Origin of the sequence: Psychrobacillus sp. FSL K6-4615, from assembly GCF_038008225.1 — a bacterium.
Taxonomy (GTDB): Bacteria; Bacillota; Bacilli; order Bacillales_A; family Planococcaceae; genus Psychrobacillus; species Psychrobacillus psychrotolerans.
In genome coordinates, this window is the sequence record NZ_JBBOYQ010000002.1 from 123,414 (window position 1) to 150,194 (window position 26,781).

27 protein-coding genes are annotated in these 26,781 nt (G+C 34.6%); 19 read left to right on the top strand and 8 right to left on the bottom strand.

The window, feature by feature from the left end; genetic code table 11:
• Positions 1-66: 66 nt before the first annotated feature.
• From MKX53_RS19375 to MKX53_RS19465, 19 genes are all read left to right on the top strand, one after another.
• Positions 67-534 carry a M23 family metallopeptidase gene (locus MKX53_RS19375; protein ID WP_340913639.1) on the top strand — a complete coding sequence of 156 codons (468 nt, stop codon included), beginning with the start codon at positions 67-69 and terminating at the stop codon, positions 532-534.
• Between the two features lie 198 nt (positions 535-732).
• The gene (locus tag MKX53_RS19380) at positions 733-1,116 is read left to right on the top strand and encodes a DUF2750 domain-containing protein (RefSeq protein ID WP_340911809.1); all 384 of its coding nucleotides are present in this window, start codon (positions 733-735) and stop codon (positions 1,114-1,116) included.
• A 156-nt stretch (positions 1,117-1,272) separates the two neighbouring features.
• Entirely contained in the window at positions 1,273-1,452 is a 180-nt protein-coding gene (locus MKX53_RS19385) for a hypothetical protein (protein ID WP_340763414.1), read from the top strand.
• Positions 1,453-1,528: 76 nt separating this feature from the next.
• The gene (locus tag MKX53_RS19390) at positions 1,529-1,738 is read left to right on the top strand and encodes a hypothetical protein (RefSeq protein WP_340763415.1); all 210 of its coding nucleotides are present in this window, start codon (positions 1,529-1,531) and stop codon (positions 1,736-1,738) included.
• A 209-nt stretch (positions 1,739-1,947) separates the two neighbouring features.
• Positions 1,948-2,745, top strand: a complete 798-nt coding sequence (locus tag MKX53_RS19395) for an alpha/beta hydrolase family protein (protein WP_340766037.1) — start codon at positions 1,948-1,950, stop codon at positions 2,743-2,745.
• A gap of 758 nt (positions 2,746-3,503) precedes the next feature.
• A complete protein-coding gene (locus tag MKX53_RS19400) occupies positions 3,504-3,755 on the top strand; it encodes a hypothetical protein (RefSeq protein WP_340913641.1) in 252 nt (83 codons plus the stop codon).
• A 159-nt stretch (positions 3,756-3,914) separates the two neighbouring features.
• A complete protein-coding gene (locus MKX53_RS19405; protein ID WP_340913643.1) occupies positions 3,915-4,640 on the top strand; it encodes an alpha/beta fold hydrolase in 726 nt (241 codons plus the stop codon).
• An 824-nt stretch (positions 4,641-5,464) separates the two neighbouring features.
• Positions 5,465-11,101 carry a DNRLRE domain-containing protein gene (locus MKX53_RS19410; protein ID WP_340913644.1) on the top strand — a complete coding sequence of 1,879 codons (5,637 nt, stop codon included), beginning with the start codon at positions 5,465-5,467 and terminating at the stop codon, positions 11,099-11,101.
• A 1,267-nt stretch (positions 11,102-12,368) separates the two neighbouring features.
• Positions 12,369-13,199, top strand: coding sequence for a GNAT family N-acetyltransferase (locus MKX53_RS19415; protein WP_340831334.1), 831 nt, complete (start codon positions 12,369-12,371; stop codon positions 13,197-13,199).
• A 575-nt stretch (positions 13,200-13,774) separates the two neighbouring features.
• Positions 13,775-14,179 carry an HIT family protein gene (locus MKX53_RS19420; protein WP_340831333.1) on the top strand — a complete coding sequence of 135 codons (405 nt, stop codon included), beginning with the start codon at positions 13,775-13,777 and terminating at the stop codon, positions 14,177-14,179.
• A gap of 134 nt (positions 14,180-14,313) precedes the next feature.
• The gene (locus tag MKX53_RS19425; protein ID WP_340831331.1) at positions 14,314-14,817 is read left to right on the top strand and encodes a ClbS/DfsB family four-helix bundle protein; all 504 of its coding nucleotides are present in this window, start codon (positions 14,314-14,316) and stop codon (positions 14,815-14,817) included.
• Positions 14,818-14,960: 143 nt separating this feature from the next.
• Positions 14,961-15,476 (top strand): DNA topology modulation protein, encoded by a 516-nt coding sequence (locus MKX53_RS19430; protein ID WP_340913646.1) that lies wholly within the window; start codon positions 14,961-14,963, stop codon positions 15,474-15,476.
• Positions 15,477-15,667: 191 nt separating this feature from the next.
• Positions 15,668-16,153, top strand: coding sequence for a hypothetical protein (locus tag MKX53_RS19435; protein ID WP_340913648.1), 486 nt, complete (start codon positions 15,668-15,670; stop codon positions 16,151-16,153).
• 179 nt (positions 16,154-16,332) lie between these two features.
• The gene (locus MKX53_RS19440) at positions 16,333-16,596 is read left to right on the top strand and encodes a hypothetical protein (RefSeq protein WP_340913650.1); all 264 of its coding nucleotides are present in this window, start codon (positions 16,333-16,335) and stop codon (positions 16,594-16,596) included.
• Positions 16,578-17,129: a hypothetical protein gene (locus tag MKX53_RS19445; protein WP_340913651.1), complete on the top strand. Its 552-nt coding sequence runs from the start codon at positions 16,578-16,580 to the stop codon at positions 17,127-17,129. The genes MKX53_RS19440 and MKX53_RS19445 overlap by 19 nt, the downstream gene beginning before the upstream one ends.
• Positions 17,130-17,386: 257 nt before the next feature.
• Complete coding sequence (locus MKX53_RS19450) at positions 17,387-17,692, top strand: hypothetical protein (RefSeq protein WP_340831229.1); 306 nt, start codon at positions 17,387-17,389, stop codon at positions 17,690-17,692.
• Between the two features lie 101 nt (positions 17,693-17,793).
• Complete coding sequence (locus MKX53_RS19455; RefSeq protein WP_340913655.1) at positions 17,794-18,591, top strand: class I SAM-dependent methyltransferase; 798 nt, start codon at positions 17,794-17,796, stop codon at positions 18,589-18,591.
• 135 nt (positions 18,592-18,726) lie between these two features.
• Positions 18,727-19,014, top strand: a complete 288-nt coding sequence (locus MKX53_RS19460; RefSeq protein ID WP_340913657.1) for a hypothetical protein — start codon at positions 18,727-18,729, stop codon at positions 19,012-19,014.
• A gap of 255 nt (positions 19,015-19,269) precedes the next feature.
• Positions 19,270-19,830: a GNAT family N-acetyltransferase gene (locus MKX53_RS19465; protein WP_340913659.1), complete on the top strand. Its 561-nt coding sequence runs from the start codon at positions 19,270-19,272 to the stop codon at positions 19,828-19,830.
• Between the two features lie 213 nt (positions 19,831-20,043).
• Here the strand turns inward: MKX53_RS19465 and MKX53_RS19470 are convergent, their stop codons facing one another.
• The 8 genes from MKX53_RS19470 to MKX53_RS19505 form a co-directional block, all read right to left on the bottom strand.
• Positions 20,044-20,949 carry a ThiF family adenylyltransferase gene (locus MKX53_RS19470; RefSeq protein WP_340766035.1) on the bottom strand — a complete coding sequence of 302 codons (906 nt, stop codon included), beginning with the start codon at positions 20,947-20,949 and terminating at the stop codon, positions 20,044-20,046.
• On the bottom strand, positions 20,942-21,937 hold the full coding sequence (locus MKX53_RS19475; protein ID WP_340913663.1) for a hypothetical protein: 996 nt from the start codon (positions 21,935-21,937) through the stop codon (positions 20,942-20,944). The genes MKX53_RS19470 and MKX53_RS19475 overlap by 8 nt, the downstream gene beginning before the upstream one ends.
• A 76-nt stretch (positions 21,938-22,013) precedes the next feature.
• Positions 22,014-22,511, bottom strand: coding sequence for a JAB domain-containing protein (locus tag MKX53_RS19480; protein WP_340913666.1), 498 nt, complete (start codon positions 22,509-22,511; stop codon positions 22,014-22,016).
• Between the two features lie 73 nt (positions 22,512-22,584).
• Positions 22,585-23,298 carry a hypothetical protein gene (locus MKX53_RS19485; RefSeq protein WP_340913669.1) on the bottom strand — a complete coding sequence of 238 codons (714 nt, stop codon included), beginning with the start codon at positions 23,296-23,298 and terminating at the stop codon, positions 22,585-22,587.
• Positions 23,282-23,821, bottom strand: coding sequence for a hypothetical protein (locus MKX53_RS19490; RefSeq protein ID WP_340766027.1), 540 nt, complete (start codon positions 23,819-23,821; stop codon positions 23,282-23,284). Before MKX53_RS19490 ends, MKX53_RS19485 begins: the two co-directional genes overlap by 17 nt.
• A gap of 14 nt (positions 23,822-23,835) precedes the next feature.
• A complete protein-coding gene (locus MKX53_RS19495) occupies positions 23,836-24,159 on the bottom strand; it encodes a hypothetical protein (protein WP_340913671.1) in 324 nt (107 codons plus the stop codon).
• Between the two features lie 54 nt (positions 24,160-24,213).
• Positions 24,214-25,317, bottom strand: a complete 1,104-nt coding sequence (gene dnaN / locus MKX53_RS19500) for a DNA polymerase III subunit beta (protein ID WP_340913673.1) — start codon at positions 25,315-25,317, stop codon at positions 24,214-24,216.
• Between the two features lie 121 nt (positions 25,318-25,438).
• Complete coding sequence (locus tag MKX53_RS19505; RefSeq protein ID WP_340913675.1) at positions 25,439-26,437, bottom strand: Rad52/Rad22 family DNA repair protein; 999 nt, start codon at positions 26,435-26,437, stop codon at positions 25,439-25,441.
• Positions 26,438-26,781: the final 344 nt, after the last annotated feature.

Genomic DNA, 26,781 nt, shown 5'->3' on the forward strand with positions numbered 1-26,781 from the left:
GATGCCGTTGAACTCGACTTTCCACTGAAGAACGGGACTTATTATGTTGGTCAGGGCGGAAATCATGTGCTAATTAACTATCATAATGCTTATGCCAGTCAGCAATATGCTATAGATATTGTTAAGTTGAATAAATTCGGGATACGTGCAGCCGGTATTTACCCAGAAGAACTTGATAAATTCGTCATATATGGAGAACAATTATATAGTCCGTGTACCGGTATAGTTCTCGAAGTCCGCAATGATTTACCAGATTTGACACCTCCGGATGCTGATTCTGAAAATGTAGAAGGAAATTTCCTCAACTTATTCTGTGAGGATGAAAATGTAAATGTTTATATCGCACATATGCAAAAAGGAACTGTTGTTGTAAAAGAAGGGGAAAGTATACAGAGAGGACAGCCAATTGGGTTAGTCGGCAATTCAGGAAATACATCTGAACCACATTTACACATCCATGCTGAAAAAAACGGGGTAGGTGTGCCAATCCACTTCAATGGAAGATTTCTAATAAGAAACAGCTTAGTGTGGTAAGCAGAAGTTTTTATATTTCCATAGATTCTTAAAGACTTTCTTATTCAACTAACGGGTGCTTTACTTCAAGAAGGAGCAAAGCCTTTTTCTTATTGAACTAACGGGGCAGTTTAGTTTAATAAGAAAAAAATACATGTATGAATCAAGGCGATATATCGTTAAGCTTATAGAGGTAAAGAATTATATGGAAACTGAAAGATGGGGAGAATTAAAACGATGCTTGATTTGATAATAAATTCTAAAAGACGTTATGAAAATTTTATAAAAAGAGTTTCGGAAAATAAAGTGGTTTGGGGTTTAGAAAATGAAGATGGATGGTGTGTTTGCGAATCTAATGAATATGAAGATACTGTTGTTATGTTGTTTTGGTCAGATGAGGCATATGCACGACAATGTGCAGTAGATGGTTGGTCACATTATAAGCCGTCATCGATACCTTTGGAAATTTTTATGAATACTTGGTTGAACGGAATGAATGAAGATGGTCTTTTAGTTGGTGCGAACTGGAATGCGAAGTTAATTGGGGTAGAAGTAGAACCATTTGATTTACTTGAAGAAATTATAGGAATATTAGAAAAATAATATATTCTTATTCAACTAACGGGTGCTTTACTTCAAGATGGAGTAAAGCTTTTTTCTTATTGAATTAACGAAGCGGGTTAGTTGAAGAAGAAAATCCTTTAAAAAGATTGTAGGTTTCAAGAGTTCGAATATACTGTAAATAAAGGAGAGATAAATATGATTTGGTTAATAGTTCTTATTATTCTTTTTGTTATTATCACCTTTGCTTTATTAGTTGACAGAAGAAATAATAAAATTAGTAACAATAATCAGAATCCGATTAATTCAAATGCAAAACCAGGAGAAAGTTCCAACATCTATTTGATGGGAGATAATAGACATAAAAGTGGAGAATAACTCGCAAAATTTACCGTGTTTGTGAAGTAATGTACCTTAACTTTAGTTAAACAAGGCCATCTTAAGGGGGGAAATAGTGACTAAAAGGCAATTTAAATCGTGGTTCTCATTTATGTTTGTAATAATAATCGTGCTAATTGCAAAAAGTTTATGGAAGAACGAAGAGGTTTATTGGGGCGAAATTGTTACTGTAATTATAGCTGGTCTTGTAGGAGGAATAATAGGGATAGCTGGGATATTAATAATAAAGATTTTTAAGAAGTTATTGGAAAAACAGGGACTTTAGCAGAACAGAAATATTAGGAGCTAGTCGTAAGTGTTATACAACTAACAGGTGCTTTACTTCAAGAAGGAGTAAAGCCTTTTTTCTTATTGAACTAAAGCGGCAGGTTAGTTGAACAAGAAAACAGGAGATATGGGTTTCTTGTTGAATTAAAGAAGTAGCGTAGTTTAGAAGAATATATAGTTACTTAATATAGTGAAAGGGGTTTTATATTGACAGAAACTTTTCATATATCATATGGAGATCACCCGTCCCAATTCGGTGTATTGCGTATGCCGGATTTATCTGGACTAAGTCCAGTAGTTATTACGATTCATGGTGGTTTTTGGCAATTGAAATACGGACTTGAAGAAAATACACTAATTGATGAAGATTTGACTCGTCGTGGTTATGCTACTTGGAATATTGAGTATCGTCGAGTCGGAGAAGATGGTGGAGGTTGGCCAGGAACATTTATTGATGTTATAGATGCTGTAAATCATCTCACCCAGCTTGAGGAACGCTTTCAGCTCGATCTCTCTCGGGTGGTTATCCTTGGGCATTCAGCAGGCGGACACTTGGCTCTTTGGTTGGCATCCCGTTTTAACAAAGTTCAAACGGACGAAATCGGCAATACTTTGCTTATACCAATACGGAGCGTTATAAGTTTGGCAGGGGTCTTGGATTTGAAGAAGATGTGGGAAATCCATGAGGAAAAAGGGATGATTAGTCCCGTAGCTTCTTTTATTGGAGGATCACCCCAAGAAGTATCTGAACGTTATAGGTTAGCTTCACCGATAGAATTGCTGCCTTTGAATGTCGAGCAAATTTTAATTCATGGTGAATTAGACCGCCATGTTCCAGTTGATTTGAGTATTGAGTATCATCGTAGGGCTATTGAACAGGGCGATAAAGTTCGTTTGGTAGTACTTCCAGAAGTCGAACATTTTATGGTTATCGATCCGTCATCATCGGCATGGAAGTCAGTGACCGATTCACTGGAAACTTTAAAAGAAAGTTCATGTTATTGAACTAACGAGGTGCTTTAGCAAAATATGGCCATCATTTTGATGATCATTTTTATGTCCAAAACATTAAGTTGTTCTCAGATATGCATTGTGAAATGTTACATTTAAATTAAAGCTACAGTTTAGTTGAATAGGGATAACTATAATAAAATTGGACAAACTAAATCTAAATAAAACGTATATTCCACTAATTTGAATTAGTGGAGTATACGTTTTTTTGTACGTTTTGGATAGGGGTGCTTCTCATGTAAGCCTTTAACGCAAATTAACAGCTGTACTTAAAACAGTCAAAACCCTTATAAGACAAGAGTTTTGGCTGTTTTTAATATTTACATGAGGTTATGGAAAGAAGGATTAACGCAAAAACGACGGAAAATCAAGCAAATAGGATGGAATTAAGGGAGAAAAGGGTGTTATCAATCGAGTTTGAGAAAATCAGATCTGGAAATTCAATCTTACAAATATTAATTTGTTTAAAGAATGGTGAGACCAAATTGGATGATTATGTTAATATTTGAAGGAGATTGTGAAGGTTTTCACTTAAACTAACGAAGCAGGTTAGTTGAAGATTCGATTTCCGAAACAAACAATATTATTTGAATGTTACGATATCATTTCAAGGGTAATATTGTATGATTGATTTATAAACAATTTATCTGTATTTGAAGTTTTTTATTTTATAGTGAATTTGCAAATAAACAAATGATGGGAATTTGAGGTAAGAACACTACTCAAAGTCAAGGTTAAAAAGGGGGTATACAATGAAGAACTTGGGAATAATTTTAATCTTTTTAGGTGTTATTCTTATGGGTTTAAGTGGTTTAGAAAAGGTGCTTATTTTTACAGCATTTAAAGGTGAAGTTCATCAAATGCAGGCTATTATTGATTTAACACCATCATATATATGGAGTATAACGAATATTACATTTGGATTTGGACTTATTTCTATTATTATTGGCGTAGTTTTATTTTTTAAAGAGTTTATAGCCCAAAACACTAAAAAATTTCTTTGAGTACCTAAAATTATCTTAAAGTAACGGGTGCTTTAGTTAAAGATCATCGGGCTGTTTATGCAGCCTTTTTCTTATTGAACTAACGCGGCAGGTTAGTTTAAGAAAGGGTTTGTTTTATCTAAGTAGAGTTCTTTAAGCAGATAACAAAGGGTGATATTGGTGGTTGAAAAATACATTGCAGTTGAAAATGGCAGGATATGGACTGAAAAAAGAGGGAAAGGCAGTGTTCCAGTCATTTTAATAAGTGGCGGACCTGGATCTAGTAATTATTTAGAACCATTGTCTTTTCTAATTGATGATATTTGTGAGGTTATAATGTTTGATCCTAAAGGTTGTGGTCGTTCCGATTATGATGGAAACGGGTATGATTTAGAATCTTGTCTTAATGACATGGAAAGAATTCGTAAAGAGTACGGGTTTAAAAAGTGGGTGGTAATTGGTCACTCTTGGGGAGCTGATTTAGGTTTAGCTTACTCATTGTTATATCCTCAGTCTATTTTAGGATATGTATCTATATCGGGAACTGGAGTACAAAATGATAGGGACTGGAAGGATGTCTATAATCGTAAGAAAGAAGAAATTGGTGAATTGAAACCAGATTTTGAGTATGAGGCTAATATGATGGTTCATCGTTCGCTGATTAATTCTTGGAGAGCATTCATTAAAAAACCACTGTTATTAAAGGATATCTCACAACTTCAAATACCCTCAATGTTCATTTGTGCAGAAAATGATATTCGTCCTTCTTGGTCAATTAGGCAGATTTCCAGTCTTATTAGTAATTCTAGATATATCGAAATTAAAGGGGCTGAACACTATATTTGGCTTAATAAAAATAATGAATTAGGTGAAGTTCTCAGAGCATTTATTAAAACATTTTTTTAATTTACTTCCAGATAAGACAATAATAAAGTTAAGGTTTGGGAACGTTTTAGTGACTTTTGCTTCTTCAACTAACGGGTGCTTAGTTGAAGAAGGACAACTAAAAATAATCAACGTGAAGGTATACTAAATCACAACAAAAGAATCCTCTTTGTTCTATCTTCTTTCAAAATAGAACTTTTATATTTGGGTAATATAAGGGTTAAAGAGGAACTTTCATCTTGCTCATTTTCAACGTGTGCCTTTAAATCTGTTCTATTATATATACTCTCCAAACAACTCCGGTTTCCAACTATGAATAGCATGATTTTCTATTGCGAATACTTTCTCTAAATAGATTTCCGTTGTTTCCAATCGTTCATGTCCGAGGCTTCTCAATATGTCGTAATTAACGCAAATAACCAGTTTTACTTAGAACGGCCAAAATCCTTATATAACAGGGTTTTGGCTGTTTTTAATTTTCCCCAAAGGTTAAGGAAAGAAGGATTAACGCAAAAACGACTGAAAATCGAGCGAAGAAGAAGGATTAGTGTATGAATAAGGCTATCTTCGAACGAGTTGAACCAAAGGTTTAAAACTGCTGAAATAAATATGAGCGTTGATTCTGAAAGAGGCATTAACGTTCTTTTTGGTTGAACTTATGGAAATCTTCTCTTATAAATACAAAATCTCATAATTTTCACCTATAAATAAAATGGATTTGGAAAAATATTCATACAAAGGAATACATTCGTACTAACAAATTCTCTCAAAAAAGTTTATTATACCAAAGTGTAAGAAAGATTTTCTTATTCTGGATTTTAATAATTTTAGGAGGTAAGAGAGAATTGCAACATAAAGTATTTACCAAATGGTTAGCTAGTATTCTAGCAATAGTGTTAATTTTTACATCTATCCCTTTTACGAACTTAGTAGTAAAAGCGGAAGAAAATACGGAGGTAGGGATAGAAGAAACGCCTACTTTGCCTAATCCTGACGAGCTACCTACCATAGCCTCTGGAGAAGCTCCACCTTTCGAAAAGACCGATCCAAAAGAAGTAATGGAGCTTCGTACGGAATCCTCTAAAGTCATGGACAATGGGGATGGCACATATTCGATGGAAATGTTCCAAGAACCCGTCTTTCGAAAGAATAGTGGAAAATGGAAAGAGATTCAGCCTAAACTAAAAAAACAAAAAGCTGTGAATTCTTTTGCAAGTGAATCAGTAGATGAACTCGCAACGGAAAATACATTGATCGATATCCGTTTTTCCCCAAAAATGAACAAAAACAAATATGCCGTCCTCGCTTATAAGGGACATACGTTAAGTTATACTTTTCGTGAAGCATCAGGGGAGAAGGGTGTTCAAAAAGTAAAAAACACAGCAGCCTCCTATGAGGAAAATAAGATTTTCTATGAAGATGTTATCCCAGGTTTGACTTTACGAAACATCGTATTCGATGAATCGGTAAAAGAAGACATTATTCTAAGTCATTACAGTGGTACGAGCAACTATCATTTCTTTATGGAAACAGATCTGACAGCACAGATGGAAGAGAATGGGTCCATTACGCTTAGAGATCAACAGAATGAAATTATTTACACATTACCGAAACCTTTTATGACCGACTCGAATATCAACCCGGAATCAGCTGAACCCCAGCGTTCGGAAGACGTTCACTTTGAACTAAGTAAAGAGAAGAAAGGGTATGCATTCACGGTCGTGGCGGATCCAAACTGGTTGAAGGATCCTACAAGAGTTTATCCAGTTTATATTGATCCGACTACGAAGGTACAAGCCAACCATGATGCTTCCGTCTCTTCTGCTTATCCGAATGCCAATTATGGGTCAGACTGGGACGCTGGATTAGGGGCTTACATATTAAAAGCAGGAAATTATAGCTCCGAAACAGGGGAAAACTTTGCTTATATACAAACACCAACCCCATCGTTACCTTATGCAACAATTGAAACCGCTATTTTCAACATATACAATGTACATTCCTACTACCCTTCCACATTAACAGGCATCTGGCTTGACCGGGTGAATGGACCGTGGGACGAATCTACTATCAAATGGAGTAACAAACCAACCTCTTCCTTATTTACTTCTACAAGTGTTCATAAAGGAAAATGGGCTACGTTCAATGTCAAAAATGCAGTAAATGATTGGATAAAAGGAACGACTCCCAATTATGGGTTTAAACTGCATACAAATGGCAATGGACAAACGTTTTGGAAAAAGTTTTACTCCACGGAGCATAGTGTGGCAGACTATCTTCCACATTTGAATATCGCTTATTTTTTTCCGTCTCCAACCAACCTGTCTGCAAAAAGCACTAGTTTAGGTGATGGAACAGGATATATCGATTTACAATGGAGTCCTGTAGCGGGAGCTTCTAGCTACAAGGTATGGATTTTCGATGGGAACGTATATAAATCGATCAGTGTAGGGAAAAACACGAACTGGTCTACAAAAGACAAGTCTGTTTGGCCACAGGTGGGAGCAAACCTTCCCGTAAACCCACAAGCCGTTTACCGTGCTTCTGGAGGAACGACCTATAACGACCGAACAAATTATGCCATATCGGTCAGTGCTGTATTTGAGAATGGGGAAAGCCCAAATGCAAATCCGATTGTACCAACCATTCCGAATTTAGTTAAACCTGATGGACCTAAAGGGGTAGCCTACAGCAATCAAATTGGGACGAACTCAGGTTATGTCAACTTAGAATGGGATGAGATACCAGGGGCAACAGGATATAAAGTCTGGATTTTTAATGGACTTAGTTATGAAGCTTTTGACGTAAAAAATGTAACAAACTGGACGACACAAAATAAAGGGATTTGGCCTAAACCAGAACAAATACAAGCAGGAACTTCAAGTACCTTAAAACTTATACAAGATGGTTCTGGTGTAGAGCTTCCAATCGATCCTTCCCCTTTATATGCAAAAATGGGGAAGAAATATGCAACGTCTAATAATTATTGGTTCCGAATTAGTGCATACAACCAACATGGGGAATCTGTTTTTTCAAATGCAACAATAATAAATTTACTTTCTCAATCCACTAATTTTGATAAAAACCTTGGATTAGAGGATTATTGGGACTATGCCTCACATGATATTTCAAATGGAACCAATTATGTCAATGTAGGCACAAATAATAATGTCATCCAATATACCGATTTCAGCTTATTCAATTATGCAGGTTTCGGATTGGATTTTACAAGAACCTATAATAGTAAGGATTTTGAAAAGTCTGCTTTTGGCTATGGCTGGAGCTTCACGGGTTCTGAAAAGCTTTATATTGGGACAAATGGTACTGATATTGATTACAAGGATGCAGATGGAACCGTCCATGTATTCACATGGGATGGGAACAAATATGTTGCACCAACCGGAAATTATGACCGTTTGGAAAAAGTTGATGCGACAACGTATAATCTAACAACCAAAACTGGTTATACAACAACATTTACAGTGAAAGAAAATTCAACTGACACAGATGTAAAAGTAGCGTATATAACTAAGCAAACAGATCTATACAACAATACAATCACTTATTCGTACAATCCATTGAATCAGCTTACTTCCATTACCACTAATTTAGGTACTAAACTGAACTTTACGTATAATACAGAGGGGCTTATTTCAAAAGCGAACTATAATGAACAAGAGGTAACTTATAGCTATACAGAGGGGAACTTAGAAAGAGTTGTTATAAAGAAGGATGAAAAAACAACTACGCCTACCTCATTCAATTATACGACGAATGGGCAGTTAACGGAAATCATTGATAGTAATCAAAAAATAATGCAATATGAGTATAATAGTAATTTGGATTTAGTTTCTGTAACAGAACCATCATTAGATGGACAAGCAGCTTCTATCACCAATTACTCTTTAGACCGAACAAACAATATTGTGACGATTACAAGCCCAGAAAATACCGTTACAAGATATGGTTTGAATGAAAATTATAGTGTGACAGAAGTATTCGATCCTTCAGGTGAAACAACAACCTTTACATTAGATGATACCTATAATATTTTACATGAAGTTGTAGTCTATACAGATGGATCTACGTACACTAAAGATTTCAATTATGATACAAAAGGGAATGTGTTAAGCACTACTGATTCAAAAGGTGTAACAGAATCCTACACGTATGATGCATATAGTAATCTCTTAACGCAAACAGATGCAAATAATCAAATGACCACAAATACGTATGAAAAAGGAAATTTAAAAACAACGACGTCTCCAAAGGGAGAAATAACATCCTATCAATATGATACACGTGGCGATCTGAAGACTATTACGTATCCTTTAGGAAAAACGGATACATTTGATAACGATTATTCGAATAATCAAAAGCGGACAGTGCATACGGACTCTTCATTAGGCATTACGACGGAAACTATTACTGATTTCAATGGTAATATGCTGTCCTCTAAAGACGGAAAAGGTCAACTAACAACGTATCAGTACAATTTTAAAAATGAATTAATTTCAGTAACAGACGCCAATGGAAAAGTAACAGACTACGATTATGATGGCAACGGGAATTTACAAACAGTTACAAATGCTGCTGGCAAACAAATGAGTTTAGAATATAATGCACAAAATGCGGTGAAAAAAGAAACAAATGCATTAGGAAAGGCAACAAACTATCATTATAATGCTGATGGTATATTAACAGAGGTAGTAAAAGCAAATGGTGCTGTCATTGGTTACAGCAATGATGAAGAAACACAAACGTCAGTAGTGAAAATTAACAATGATAATCAGTTCACGTCAAAAAAAGATAGTTTAATCACAACAGTGACAAACCATACCTTGAATAATCAAACAGTCACTTACACGGGGTCAGAAAACGGCTTATTACAGCGTATTGACTTTAGCGCGCCTAAAAACAATGCCATTACGTACAACTATAAAAACGAAGAAGCTTTGGAAACGATTAATTTCGGTACAAATACAATCACCTATACACCAGATGCGAATGGGCAAACAGAGAGCCTAACTCTAAACGGAGAAACAATCGCAAGCTTTAAATTGAATACCAATGGTTTACTTACAAGTACTACACTCGGAAATGGTGCTTCGATTACAAATACATATATCGGAAACGAGACACTGCTAAAGACGCAAACATTTAATAAAAAAAGCACGACACCATGGGATACGCATACGTATGACTATGATGCGAATAATCAAATCAAGGAAGTCATAACTAATGCAGGAACAGTTACGTATGCGTATGATGCTGTAAATCAATTAGAACAAGAGCAATATAGCAATGGCTTAACCATCGCATACACATATGATGATGTAAGTAATCGTAAGTCGAAGTCAATTACTCAAAATGGTAAGACGACAACGACCGAATATGTCTATAATGATGCAAACCAAATGACGGATGCCGGGACACAAAGCATAGCTGTCGATGTAAATGGCAATGTGACAAATGACGGGCGTTATGAATATGTATGGAATGCTTTTGATCAATTAATAGAAGTGAAGACAATGGCTGGTGCAACGGTGGTAACGTACAAATACGATGAAAACGGTAATCGTATTTATAGTAACGTTGATAGTAAAGAAACGTATTATCGCTATGATGGGACAAGTAATCAAGTATTATTCGAGGCAAATGCAAGTGGAGAGATTACAAAATCCTACACGTATGATGATAACGGACATCGACTAACAATGACTTATAGTGGTAAAACATACTATTACCTAACAAACTACCGTGGGGACGTGCTCGCCTTAACAGATGAAAGTGGGACAATCGTCGCTGAGTACACATACGACGCATGGGGCAATATCTTAACGCAAAAAGATTTAGATCAAAAAGATGACGTAAATCTTGCAAAGGAAAACCCCTACCGCTATGCTGGCTACCGATATGACGAGGAAACGAAGCTGTATTACTTAATGGCACGTTATTATAATCCTGATACAGGTGTGTTTATGTCGCTAGATCCTGTAGGTGGCGATACCATGAATCCGATTACGATGAATGGGTATAATTATGCAAATAATAATCCGGTGATGTTTGTGGATCCGGATGGGGAATTTGCTAGTGACCTTGGAGCTAGATTAAAGTATGGGGCACAACAAGCACTCAAAAAACTATTACAAAGTTGGGGAGTACCTGCAAACCTCGGTGAAAAAATAGCTACTAATGGAGTAGCGTTTTTGTTTGGTAGTAATGCATTTAAAAAAATTGTGAATACAAAGATTAACTCTTATTCTGCTTTTCAGGCTCAAGTGAGGACTTTTAACAATACTTTTAGTAAGACCCTAATAAGAACTGCAAAGCAAAATTTAGTAAAAGCACTTGGTAAAAAAGCCGTTGGTATGATGATTGGGGGCATAGGGGGGGTTGCAATAATGGAGATTACTTTCTTTGCTTATTGGACCATATATTATGCATATAATTATAAACCAAAACCAAAACCAAAGAAATGAGGCGAGCTTTTTGATATATACTAGTATAGTCATATTAATAGTAGGGATCATAATTGCAATAGTAATGAGAAGCATATATCCATTCTTTGAATCACTTATCTTTGCAAGTGTTGCATTACTATTTGATTTATTCCAATTAATTACCGGTTTTTTAGGAGATAGTTGGATATATCATACAGTTATTCCATTAATATTATTGGCGATATCTCTCTTTTTTACAAAAAAATTAATCAATAAATTCAATTGGGAATATTAATAAATCATTTGATTTAACAATCAAGTAAAGTAATCTGCACTAGGAGTATAAAATAATTCTGAAAATTAAATACAATTCTAGACTCAATGACAATCAGCGTTTAAAATAGATGTGCCAAACATCCGATCAAAATCTGCATTTGAGGCTCATATAAACACCTTTTAGGTTGCTTGATTCCCACATTCAATGGGTGTTAAGTAGCCTAATTTTTCTTGTATCCGTTCCTCATGTTGATTTGAAATAAAGTTCAATAAGAATGTTTTGTGAATTTTTTGAAAAGCTAATTGTAGATTTGGAATAATTTTGTAAAATTTATACAAATGATAAGATGTTTAAAGTATAATTACGATGTAGTAAAACATTCAGAAACGCAAAAATAATTACCTAACAATGTTATAGATATATTTTAATAAATCTTTTTTATAAAAACTTTAATCACGCCAAAACAAAACCTACACATTTTGATTTATCTTTTTTCAAATTGGAGGGTTTTTACTAGTATAAAATAAATGTTTGCAACATACTTTTAATCAAACTTTATTTCAAACCAACAATTTGTCCAGTTACATTAAAGTTGGTAACTTAACATTAAAGTAGGTTACTGATAATTATAAAAGAATGTTAAAATCACCTCTCTAGTTTAACTGAGAGGTGATTTTTTGTTGGATACCTATGTTAAAATAGTTATAGATTGTGAAGGGTTTCACTTAAACTAACGGGGCAGTTTAGTTGAAGATTCGCTTTCCGAAATAATCATTTTTTTTATAAAATACTAGCAATAAACACACAAACCACATAATCAACTAATTGAGTGTTTTACTTCAAGAGTAAAGCCTTTAAAGCGTCAGTTTAGTTCACAATTAGGCCAGATTGTTAAATAAAAGTTTAGTATTATAAAGGTTTTAGTTGTCTTAAAATCGAATTAAATGGATAAAGGGAAATTAGGAGTTTTAGTGTATATAAATTGAAATATTTATTTTACCTATAAATATGAAGGTGTAGGGGATGTATATGATATTCGAATTAGATAAATCTGAATTTAGTAAGTGTAGAAAATTGTTAAATGAACAAGGGCAATTAGAAGCATTAGCAATTGTTGAAAATATAAATCCGGGCCGTATTTTTGTAGATGATATTAATAATCCTGTGTCTGGGCTTATTTGGTTAGGAAATAATGATGGATTTATATTTTTTGGAAGTGAGCAAAATGAAGTATTTAATAATGAATTAAACCATTTTATTAGCAATGTAATCGCATCAGAAGCAAAAAAGGTCCATTTAAAATGGTTTGAAGGAGTCGGCAATCACGAAAAATGGAATAACATTATTGAAAGAGTTTTTGAACATCGTAAATTAGAGAGTTGGAATCAAAGGGTTTATATCTTACATAAGGCTGATTATAAAGGTAATTACAAACCTGCAATCGAACAAGAATATAAGGTTATAAAAATCTGTAATACTCTCTTTGAAAATAAGAATAACTCAATAACAAACATTGAATTTTTACAATCAAAAATATTAGAGTTTTGGTCCTCACCTGAGAGTTTCTTTAATAGTGGATTGGGTTATTGTATTGTTTATAAAAATGAAATTGTTAGTGTTTGTTTTTCAGGTTTTGTCGTTGGAAAAGTACACTGCATTGATATTGAAACATTAGAGACCCATCAGGGAAAAAAATTAGCTCAAAGAGTAGCTCACAGTTTTGTTAAAGATTGTTTGGAGAATAATAAGGTTCCGTATTGGGATTGTATGGAGAAGAACACTCCCTCTGTTGCAGTTGCAGAAAATATTGGATTCAGCAATGTATTTAGCTATGTTGGCTATTATTTTCCGCTCGATTAATTATTCATTTATAGGTTGAAAAAATTTGATTTGATGATGTTCCTATCTGGCTTTATTGTTAAATAAGCTTTACTATTCTTATTCAACTCCCATGAAAATTAAAAAATGCTCAAAATATACAAAATTGCATAACAAAAGAGACTCAGAAATTGCTTTTTTAAAAAAAGGCTGAGCCTTCAGAATGCTTATATTGAGTTTTGTGTTAAAAGGTAAATCAATAATCACTCCATTCTTGTAAGAATAAAGGCAGGCTGGTGCAAAAACCAGAGTAGGATTAATCTCCCATGAGTGCTACTCATATAGAGTGCGACAGTCTGTGATGCACCGTGGTCGTTGGAGGGCTCTAAGGCACCATAGTTCATCGACCTTCTTCGCCAGCCATACTAATCTATACCCACTCTGCAACAATTTTCATCCTCTGTGGTGCAGCTTTTTGGGGCTGCATGGATGGCTAACGGGTGCTTTACTTGAAGAAGGGGTAAAGCCTTTTTCTTATTGAACTAAAGCGGCAGGTTAGTGTAATAACAAAGTTAAAATAAAAACAGAAAATAACGAACGGGGAGAAGGAGATTTGAATGAAAGATTGTATATTTTGTAATCTGGAATTAGAACCAACCCAAAAAGTCATTTTAAGCAACGAGTATTGTATGTTTTTGCAGTTAGAACAAGCACAAGAGAAAGGTATTCAACTTGAAGGTGCTGGGCTAATTGTACCTAAAAAACATAGGGAAACTGCATTTGACTTAACAATAGAAGAATGGAATGCAACCTATACACTTCTTAAAGATGCAAAAAATTACTTGGATGAAAGGTATAATCCCCAAGGATATAACCTCGGATGGAATTGTGGCGAGATTGGAGGACAACATATATTTCATTCTCATTTTCATGTATTACCAAGGTATGAAGATGAACCACTTGCAGGTAAAGGTATTAGATATATGTTTAAAATTGCTGATAATAAAAGGAAAAATTATTAAGCTAACGGGTGCTTTACTTCAAGAAGGAGTAAAGCCTTTTTCTTCTTAAACTAAAGCGGCAGGTTAGTTACAAGCTTTACCTCTAATTATTGAAATTTATTACACGAACATACATAAAAAAGGAGTGAATTATTATGGTGGCAAAAAGTGAAAAAGAAATTCTATTACTGAATAGCGACAAAAATTTAAAATCATTACTTGAAATAATTGAGTCAGTACCTAGCAGAAAAAGAGGCATTTCTATTGAAACTCAAGACAGAGATAAGAATTTTCGTGATGTATTAATGCATCTGTATGAATGGCATGTAATGCTTGAGAGATGGTATAGAGAAGGTATGGATGGAGATATTCCTTTTATGCCAGCACCTGGTTATAAATGGAGCACTATCAAGTTACTTAATATGCAAATTTGGGAAAACTATCAGGATGTAAAATTAAATCAAGCAATAAAAAAATTGAAGTTAAGCCATGAAAGAGTAATGGATTTAATAAGATTACATACCAACGAAGAAATGGTCACAAAAAAATATTATAAGTGGACAAAAACAAGTAATTTATACAGCTATTTTGCAGCAAACACTTCCAATCATTATATTTGGGCTATAAAAAAATGTGAAGTAATTGCAAAGTCTATATAAAAGAAAAAGGACAAGTTTGTGAAACATTTCACTTAAACTAACGGGTGCTTTAGTGAAATATAGAGCTGATAATATAGCTCTCTTTTCTTGTTCACTAAAGCACCCGTTAGTATTTTAAAAAGTACATAAAGAGGTGGCGTACAATGAAAAAGATTGCATTGATTGGTTCAGGAGGGTCAGGGAAGTCTACTCTGGCACGAAGATTAGGGGAAAAGTTGAACATAGAAGTTTATCATTTAGATGCATTGTTTTGGAAGCCAAATTGGACACCAACATCAAAAGAGGAACAAAGAAAAGTTCAAAATGAATTGGTAAAAAAAGAAGAATGGATTATTGATGGGAATTATAACGGAACAATGGATATAAGACTGAATGCAGTAGACACCATTATCTTTGTTGATATCAGTAGAGTAATATGCATCTACAGAGTTTTCAAGCGGATGATTCAATATCGTGGAAAATCAAGACCAGATATGGCAGAGGGCAACAATGAGAGGCTTGATTTTGACTTTCTGAAATGGGTTTGGGATTACCCGAAAACCAAGAAACCTATTATTTTAAAGAAACTTGAACAATTACCAAATGATAAGAAAGTCATTATTTTAACGTCTCCAAGAGAAGTACAACTTTTTTTAGATAAAGTTAATAATGAGTGGTAATCTTTTCTTAAAAGGGTTAAAGGAGATTTTTTATTGAACTAACGGGTGCTTTACTTCAAGAAGGAATAAAGCCTTTTTTCTTATTGAACTAACGCAGCAGTTTAGTTGTTAGATGAAATTAGGAGTTTTATGTCGCAGTTGACGTTAGTACATTTAATAGACTTGTCGGGTAAGGATAGGGTGATATTTTATTGAAAAAATATAAAACTCTTTTATTTGTTTTAATAGGGATAATCTGTTTATCGATTTTAATGTTTTTGATATATTTGTTTCTTTCATTTTTAGGTACTTTAGGTCAAGGAGAGTATAAAAAATACAATTCGGGAGTAACTATTGAGGTAAATAATTTAAATAATGAAAGCATATCAAACCTCAAATTTACATATGGTCACGCTGAGAACTTTGAGTTTAAAGAAATAGGATTAATAAAACATATAGAGGCTGGTAAGACTGCTACGTTAACTGGTAGTAGTAAAGATATATATCCCAATGATTTGAGTATGTATATGCACTATAATCTTGAAAATGGTGAAAAAAAATCAGATGCACTAGCATATTTTAGTATTCAGAAACCAAGAAAAGTTGTTGTAATTATAGATATTAATCAAGTTGGTGATATGGGTGAAATAGGTTATAAAATAAAAGGCTTTGATGGGCTAGGAGAATTTATTGATTAAGTATAGAAGAGAAGGTGCTTATTCAACTAACGGGTGCTTTACTTCAAGAAGGAGCAAAGCCTTTTTCTTATTGAACTAACGCGGCAGTTTAGTTGAAGAAGAGGTATGTATAGTCAGTTGTTAATCAGAGGGCGGGATTTGGATATCATCGAAACTTAAAAAAGGAAGGATGTCGTAGATTGGACAGAAAACATAGTAATTACGAAGTACAGATTATAGGCAAACCACTACGTTGCCCCCACTGTGGCGGTGCTATTTTTAGTCATCGGGAAGTATATCTTGATATAGTGCCACCAAATGTTGATGTAGACCCATTTAATGAAGATCCACCGGAGCAATTGGTACTACAGTCTTTCACTTGCAACGACTGTTATAATATCCAGCAGTTCCAACAACTGACGAAAGGTATGGAAACGAATATCGTTTGCAAACAGGTAGATTAGATATGGCAAAAGATTTAAACCTTGAGGAAAGTCACATCGTTATTTCGGACCGACCTATTAATTGTCTTTTCTGCGAGCATGATGTATTTATTCCATATGTGACGTACAAAAATGAGGTAGAACCCGAGATGTATGCCGGCATACAAGCAAACTATACGGCAATTTGTATGCATTGCGGCAGTGCGATACAGTTTGAACATACGAGTAACGTCCATGTTAATCCCATAATAACTGAGGCAAAATTGCAGGCGCAAAAAAGGTGCTTGCTCCTAGCTCTACAGATTCTCGTACAAGAGAAAAAAATAGATGATACCGTGCTTACCTTAGCCGAGGAAGAACAGTATGTTAAAGTAATGGTATTATTGAAGTCAAGAACGAATCAAGTTGAAGAAATGCCGGCTCTAAGCTGTTTAGCGATAGCACTAAATCAGTTATCGACGCACAATATCGTCGACGCTATGCAAATGCACCGCATCGTAATGGATGAAAGCTATCCGGGTATTGAGCCATTTTTAAAACAGTTTATAAAATGAAAAAGTACTGTTGTTTCAAAGCGAGTTATAGTGTGATGAAACCACACTTAGAACTTAGAATTACATTCTAATTTTAAATAAAAGTTTTTAGAATACATGTCAAAATAGAATCTAAAATTTTAAAAATATAATGTTGTTTAACTAACGGGTGCTTTACTTCAAGAAGGAGTAAAGCCTTTTTTCTAATTGAACTAAAGCCGCAGGTTAGTGAAATAAAGGGTAAAACTAATTAAATATAAATAAATTAGGAGAGTGCAATGAAAATCTTTCTAGAGTCAACACTAATTTTAGTTATATTCGTATTTGTTAGTATCATATGGGTAATTCTTTGGGGAAGTATATATTTAGAGATTGGCATTGATATTGATGAAAGATATGGTGGAATGCCTTATGTCTCTATTCTTATTCTGTTTTTGGTGCTATATAAAAATAAATTGCAATTTAGCGGAAGGAATAAAGGAAAAGATAGAGATAAACTACCGAAATTGATTTCTAAAATACTTATTTTCACTGCAATTAGTCTCTTATTCTTACCGCCAGTACTGAGTTTCTTCTTCAACTAACGGGTGCTTTACTTCAAGAAGGAGTAAAGCCTTTTTCAGTAGATTAAAGCAGCAGGTTAGTTTAATAAGATTTGAAGTGCTTAATTAAGGAGGATTATTCAATGAAAGATTATGGGGACGATTTATTTAAAGGCACAGCTTGGTATTATTCACAATATAGACCATTATATTCTTCTTCTTTAATCAGATATTTAAGAAATAAGTTTTCTTTAGATGGGAAAAGCAACATGCTGGATTTAGGCTGCGGCGATGGTCGATTACCACTAAGGTTCTCTGATTGGTTTGAAAAAGTGGTAGGGTTGGATACAGAGCCTGAGATGATTCAAGAGGCTGAAAGAATCAGTAAGGAAATTAGAGCTGAAAATACAGAGTGGCTAATTGGCGATTTAGAGAAATATAAACGTAATAACAATACGACCTTTAGACTTGTAACTATTGCAAAGGCTTTTCACTGGATGGATAGACCGCGAGTCCTTGAAAGTTTATACGAAATGATAGTTGTTGGTGGCGGAATAGCTATTATAGATAATTACTCTCCTAATGAAGTGCTTCTACCTTGGCAGCAGACAGTTCAAGAAGTTGTAAAACATTGGTATGGGAATGAAAGAAGAGCAGGGAATATTACATACAGTCATCCAACAGTTAGCCATGAGGAAATTATAACAGGATCAAAGTTCGACCTAGAAATTCATCAATTACCTTCATATGAGCAGATATGGACACTGGACTCTATAATCGGAAATCATTATTCTACTTCTTTTGGTGCTAAACGGTTTTTAGGAGAAAACGTTGATTTATTTGAAAAACATTTAAAAGAGGAATTATTAGCTATTGATAAAAATGGTGTGTTTAAAGAGCAAATAAATACTTCGGTCAAACTTGCTCTAAAAAAAGTATGAAAGAGTATCTTATTCAACTAACGGGTGCTTTAGTCAACAACAATCCGGCGCTTTCCCGGAAAACTAGGAAAGTGTCTTTGTCTTTATAGGACATGGTGTTATGGAACGCTGCTTTGATTAGGAGGAGGCATTGTTATGGAAATATACTGGGTTAACGGACAATATCAAGAAGATGAACGGATTTTTGATTCTCAGTTTGAAGTTTATGAATGGACGGACTCATTATATCAAGATTTCTCAAATGGCTTTTTGAGAAAAGAAAATATCGGTTATGCAACTCCTGATGTAAAGGTAATTGATTGTTTAACGGAACTAATACCACAATGGGCGGGATACACGAATGTAAATGTTACAATGCATAGAGATAAGATTGAGTTAGAAGGTAAAGATATTTATAGAATTTGGACATCGTATAGTAGATAAAGTTATTCCACAATCGGGCGCGATTGTGGAATAACTTTTCTGTTTCATCTTCAACTAACGGGTGCTTTAGTAAATTGGAGAGTTGATGATACAACTCTCTTTTCTTGTTCAAGTAAAGCAGCAGGTTAGTTTAACAAGGTTGAAGAATATACATAAGTGGGTCTGTAGTAGATAGCCTGTATTGTTATTCAACTAAAGTAAGAAGTAGAGTTTAACAAGGATATAATAAATAAGTTGTGGCAAGGGGGAGTTGTAGTGAATCCATTATTATTAGACATTCCATTACAAATAGAGACAGAAAGGTTATTATTACGAGCACCTAGGCAATCAGGAGACGGTACTATTGTTAATGATGCAATTAAAGATTCTTTTAATGAATTAAAGGCTTGGTTGCCATTTGCACAGACAATCCCTACTCTGGAGGAAACAGAAGTAAATTTGAGAGAAGCATATATTAACTTCATAAAAAGAGATAGTTTACGTTTCCTGATTTTCCATAAAGACACTAATGATTTTATAGGAGTAACAAGTTTTGAAGGTTTAAACTGGGACATCCCCAAAAGTCATATTGGTTATTGGATTAACACAAGATTTATGGGTAACGGATATATGTTAGAAGCGGTAAAAGGATTATGTGAACTAGGTTTAAATCATATGAACTTTAAGAGAGTTGAAATTAGATGTGTATCCACAAACCTAAAGAGTCGTTCTATTCCTGAAAAATTAGGATTTGAGTTAGAAGGGATTTTAAAGAATGAGGATTTATCCGCAGATGGAAGTAAACTGACTGATACTTGTATTTATGCCAAAGTTTAAGCAAGGGACATTGTGAAGAATTACACTTAAAGTAACGGGTGCTTTAGCAAAATATGGCCATCATTTTGATGATCATTTTTATGTCCAAAACATTAAGTTGTTCTCAGATATGCATTGTGAAATGTTACATTTAAATTAAAGCTACAGTTTAGTTGAATAGGGATAACTATAATAAAATTGGACAAACTAAATCTAAATAAAACGTATATTCCACTAATTTGAATTAGTGGAGTATACGTTTTTTTGTACGTTTTGGATAGGGGTGCTTCTCATGTAAGCCTTTTTTGCATGAAAAACGGTCATATGAGAAGAGATAGTATAATCCTCGACTATTTGTGTAAGAATGTTAGAAATGATCATAGCAGCGAATTTATTAACGATTAGACGTTGTGGCTCACTTGCTGTCAATTCGGTACAAGATAGTTCACTTGGTTTAACAAAACTATCTTTATCTTCTAAAATATCGGGAAATACTTCTGCTACAGGTGGTTGTTTAAATAAATTTAATTTTACACCTGTAACAACTTGTCCACTCCAACCACTTTCATTAAAAGCAATTAATTCTTCTTCTGTCCAACTTGATTTAGTTCGTACTTGCCAATCTTTTGGTACTACAGTGGATTCATTACCCGCATCAATATAAATACATGTTTTCGAAGTTTCAAAGAATGTATTTAAAATTGACCTTGAAAAATTATTATCCACACATCCAATTAATATCGGCAAAAAGAGTATATCACTTCTGTAGTTGTGTACTTGAAGGTATTCTGAAGTAAATAACTTACGAATATCTTCTACACTTTCAATATAGTTATCTGTATACGTTGCAATGTCGATACCATACGCATATGAATATCTCTGCGCCAGGACTTCTGCCTTTTTTAAACCTACTTCCTCTGGAAGAAATAATTGATTACCTAAATTTTTGGTTTCAATAACGTCAGGGTCAACTACTGTGTAAGCTCCTCTTTTTTTCGATACTCCTAATAATTGACTGATATGTTGTGTTAAATATCCGCCTGTTCCACCTGTACCTATTTGAATAATGTAAGGAAAGATTTCTTTATTAGGTATAAATGAAGTCTGAGCTGCCTTTAAAATGTTAATAGAATCATTCATGGCTGCTCACCTCAATTTGATTCATATCGAAGGAAGGAAGTTCAGTAAATGGGCATTCAAATACTTGTTCAAAAGATTTAATACGATGGCCGACTGTTTCTGAAATAAATTGACGTAAAAATACGTCTGGAAAATACCGTTGCGTATTACCGACAATAGCATAATGCATACCTGGTACTCGTTCGGATTCGTTGTCTTGAGAACTCGGAGTAGGATACATACCGTGGTGCGAATGAATTTCTAATACTTTAATATTATCCATTACACGTTCAACTGTTTCCCTACCACTTTCTGTTACTTCTACCCAATACGTGTGTACCGTTTGCTTCGGAATATCTAAAAAGTATCTATTTACTTCTTTGTTGTAATAAATATCAGCGTGTACTTCCAATGATTTATCTCCAAAATGTTTTGCTAACGCTAGGAATTGACGCAAAATCTCAAATGGAATTTTAGGAAAGGGGAAAGAGTTGTCATTAGACAACTCCATACAATTTCCTTTTTTCTTTGCCTTCATTGTAGGAATGATAAGGTTTTTATCTTTCAAAAAGATAATTTCTGTATGACTCTTTACAAGTTCAGGGAAGTCATTTTCCATACGAGCACGTAATAATTCAGCAGTTAGCGGTCTTCGTTCGTTTTCTCCATCTTTATCTAAATTGACTACTAACAAACCTTCTGCCAATTCTTCCGTTGAAAAATACGAAGTGATTTCTAAAGATTCTCCATAATATCGAATCACGGTAGATTCATTAGGTTTAAACTCATCTTCTTTTTTCACTTCAGGGGCTTTTGTAGTTTTTTTAGTAGCAATTCCCTCAATTTTTTCGGAAGCACTGGCTTCATTACGCTTAGCTTGTACTTCAGCAAGTTTTGCTTGACGTGCTTCTTCCAATTTAACAGCCTTTTCCTCTTCCTCTTTACGTTTTTTCTCTGTTACCTCATCTACTATATTAAACATTGCAAAGAAATCTGTTTGTTGTGTCATGTTATATTCTCCTCTCATGCCTCCCAAAAGGTGAGGGCTTACAGGTTTATACTTTTTATTGTATAAATGCTATCTCTTACACATAACCTTTATCTTTAAGAGATAAATAGTCATTTTCTCCAATTATTAAATGGTCCAGTAATTCTACACCTATAATTCTCCCGGCTTCTTCCAACCTTCTAGTTACTTCTATATCTTCACTGGAAGGATTTGTCAAACCGCTAGGATGATTATGAAAAACCATAATCGATGCAGCATTACTTAGGATAGCCATTTTAAATACTTCTCTCGGATGTACTATAGAAGCATTCAGACTTCCGATATGACAAATTTGAATGTTGATTGGTCGATTTTTAACATCAAGTGCCATAACCAGAAACATTTCACGGTCAGCATCTTCTAAAATCTTCCGAACAACAGCATAAGCATCTTTAGGTGAACCAATAGACTGTGTATCATAAAGAACGCTAGATTCTTTCACCATTTTCAAAGACACCAAGTTCAATATTTGTTTTGTATGAAGAACTGCCGAAGTTTCAGCTACTACATCAGCAAAAAGATTAAGTTGTCCCATAGTATTCTTCTCCTCTCATGCCTCCCAAAAGGTGAGGGCTAACAGATTGATATTCATTGTTAAATGTCACTGGTTAAACATATAGATCACGAAAGCTTTGATTTCTTATTGGTATAAGCCACTCATCATCAAAGGGTTTATCTTGAATACGGTCAATTAACTTCCGGAAATTTGCGATTCCGTGTGTTGTACGTACCCCATGATCTTCGTTGAAAGGGCTAGCTATAAACCATTGAAAAGCTCTCTCTAGTTCGGTTAGACGAGTAATTTCTAATCGTTGATTTCGCCCCCAGCATACAATTCCATTTGATTTACCCACATTAGGATAAGGAAAGTGGAAAAGGGGAGTTTCGTCCTCGATTGGCTTTTTATCATTTAACACGGCGAATAAACGTGTCTCAATCATCTTTTTCTGGTCATTTTGACTAGAAATTAAGTACTGAATGACCATCCGTGGAAAACCGATAGAAAAAAATTCATCATCGTCACCATATTTTATATCCCACTGTTTTTGCGGAATCTCCATCGTGATTCTCTGTCTTGTGTGCCAGGGATCCGAACTATATCGAATAGTTCCTACAGGGAAAGTAGGGGAGACGTTTGTCTCTTCTTCTACCAACTTTTCAGCATTATGAAGTCCATCTGGTTCAACTTTCAGAGAATTAATAAAGTCTTCCATAGTTAGATGAAATGGTCCTTTTTGTACCCCGTTGTCATAAAGCTGTGTGGCTTTAATTGGATAAGCGGGGTTAATAGGACAATCGGAAAGCTCAAATTGCCACTTCATATTGTTCACACTCCATATCGTTTTCTATAATTTTCTCTAATCTCTTCTGCTCTTTAATACTCGCTAAATGTTGGTATACAGAAGTCCAATCACAAACACCATAATCCTCATCTGCGATAAGAATAATTCCATCATCAATGGGATGGATGATTGTATAGGCTCCGTAAAGAAATTCGTCATTTCCTAATATTTCTTCCTCTAAACAATTTCTTAGAAGAGGATCAAGAATTACCCACAAGTAACAAGAATTTATATCTCTTTTTGTTTCTCCAACTAAATTAGTCCAGTAAGCAATATCCTCTTCCTCTTCTCCTGGTGCAAAAAATTGAACTGCCTCGAATGTTTCTAAAGTCAATTTATAAAAAATTTCGAGGTTAGTATCATCCATTTGATAAGGATCGGGATATATATAGGTACTTTTTAAAATCTCTTTTACATTAATACCTTGTTCAAAAGCTACTTTAATTAAGAGAAGATTATTTAAATAAGTTCTCATAGCATAAAATTCCTCAGTGGAAAACATAATCTGTATACCTCCTATAAAAAACGGAAAGAAGTCGGCAATCGATGTCTTGGTGCCTCTTCCAGTTCATTCAATTTGTATCCCAATGAATACATTTGTCCGAAAGAACTAAAAGGATGTAAATACACGATACCATCCTCATCTTCCATCGTGACAGATTCTTCAAGTGTATTAAGTAGTGATTGCACGTCATGCTGAGTAAACTTTTCACAATCAATATCTTTGGCTTCATACTTATTGATAAGCACTTGATACAAATAGGATTCAGATTGACGGTCGGGAACTACTTCAGTCTTTCGTTTCTCTATTTTTTCTGTAAACATTTCAAAATCGAACATTTTAGTTCCTCCATTAGTAAGAGAAGAAATCACTCATACTTCTTTTACACATATTCATTGTGAACGTACTGGCAAAATTAGTTGTAATTCATCTACTGTTTCCTGTTCAGTACCGGAAGTAACAACGAATGGTCGCATACTACCTGTAAAACCGATTTTGACAGAGTTCGTAGAGAACGTTTTAAGAGCGTCTACAAGGTAAGTAGCAGAAAGACTTATTGAAAATCCTTCTTCTCCATTCCATGATTCAAACACTAATTCTCTTTTTCCTTTTGAACCTGTGCCAATAGCAGATAACTCAACAAATAAACCAGATACCGTTAATTTCACTACACCATTAGTTCCTAGTAGTGCTAACATTTCCAACGCTTCTATAAGTTCTAAACGATTTGAAACTAATTCACTTTCGTACTCGGTAGGTATTAGTCGATTGGTATCAGGATAATTACCCTCGAGCAAACGTGAAAGAAGTATCGTTGTTCCGTTAGCAAAAGATACTTGGTTACTGCTAGGGAAGATAAGAACAGGATTAGATAAATCAAATGATTTAACTGCATGTTCTAACACATTAGCAGGTACAGTGATTTGTATTTCCTCCGTTGATGAACCATTCAAAACTTTAGCTAGACGATGGCTGTCAGTACAAATAAATGAATTAGTTGCACCGAGATCCATATGAACACCTTGAAGAATAGGTCTAGTATCAGATGTAGCAGCTGCGTGACCAGTTTTCTTCACGATTTTTTCAAAATCTTCGCCTTCAAAACGAATGGCTTTCGATGTATTTGTAATTTCAATTTTTGGGTATTCGTCAGCGGCCATAGTAGCAAATTCTAAAGAAGTTTTGTTTTGAGTAACGGTTACTGTAGTCTCCGTCACAGAAAACGTAATATCTCCTTTTAATTTTTTACAAAGTTCAAAGGTTTCTTTTGAAAAAACACTTTTTCCCTCATCTTCTACGAGTATTCCGCTTCCTTCCCCTACAGGTACGTGATGAATCATACTTTCTGTTCCGTCACTTACTGTAAAAAGAACCCCTTTGCTTTGTACCTCTACTAACACTCCTGCCAAGATGGGAATACTAGATTTAGCTGTCATAAGACGACCAATCTTCCCGATAACTTCTGTGATAATGGCTTTAGGTAATGTAAATTTCATAATTAGATTCCTCTCGCTCATGCCTCCCTAAGGGTGAGGACTTACAGGGTATAAAGTAAATAAAAAACACGAAAAGAAACGGTAATTTCCGTTTCAAATTCGTGTTTGGTCTCTCTAAGAATTAGCTTGCTTGACCTTGTGCCTGAGATTGATTGTTTGGCTGATGGTCTGCTCTTACTAATTCAAGTGTTTTTTCTACTTGTTCCTTCGTCACATTAAAAGGTAACTCATAGATTTCTTGGAAAGGTTTCGCTAAGATGATCTGTGCATAATAAAGGATTCCTTCTTTATCCAATCCCATTTGTAAACATGATTCCACATATACACAAACAGGTTTTAGAGCTGAATATAGTTTTCCTAAATCATCCGCAGATGCTTGTTCCAATGGCGCTTTACAACCACTTGCCGTTTCTAATAAATGAGGAACCAAATTAAGAGGTATCTCTAAGTATTGAAGGGCACCGGTTACATGAGCTAACGCATTCTTTTGTCTCTCTTCCTTGCTTTCAGGCATAGGTGATTGATTATTCCCTTGCTTGTTAGCTGGTTGTGTTTGGCTTGATTGGTTTGCAGGTGGATTAGAGTTTTGAGAATTAGGTGATTTCGGTAATGCCCATTTAGGTAACTTAGGCGTACTGAAATATCCTGTAATGTATTTCTCTTGTCCATTAACTTTAAATTTCCCGCCTACATAATGTTCTCCATTATTCTGAATAGGAACCCAATATTGCTGTAAATCATACAGATAACGTCCAATACCCCACTTAGCTCCAGCTCGTTTTAGAGCATTAGAATAACCTCCCTTGATTTCTTCAATGTCAGGTATATCTGATGCATCTTCACGAGAAATCCATTCGTCTCCAACTTTCAGAGACAAAATACAACGGAATCCTGTGCTTTTGGCAGTACCGATAGTTTGATAAGCATCTTGCCAATAAGGACCAACTGCTTCATCTAAACGATTCATTACTGCTCGCGAAGTTATATAAGGCAATACTAACACCTTGGTGACTCCGTTTTTCTCTGTAGCACTTTGTACTCTCCACTCAATATCAGTAATATTAAGCGGGCTTTTTAGTACCTCCAATACTTCATGTAAATCATTGATAGCGTTTGCCATCTTAAACACCCTTTCTCAAAGTTTTTTAACTGTTCCTTTAAAAGAGAACGCAAAAAAAGCCTTTGAGCAGATTGGTAGTTTTATAGCATGAAAATAAAAATATGCTATAGTTCTCAATCGGCCCAAAGGCTTATTAATTGTTCGTCACCGCAGAATCACTCGAAAAGTGAGGGATTTGCATTAAGAAAATAAAAGAATAGTTATACACTTAGTTTAGCAAACTTTTCCTGGGTTGTAAATTGAATTAAAATTTTCCTCTATCAAGTTAATTGGTAGTTATGATATAGTAATTAAAAGACTAATTTCATATACAAACAAAGCAAATACTGCTCATACCAACCTAT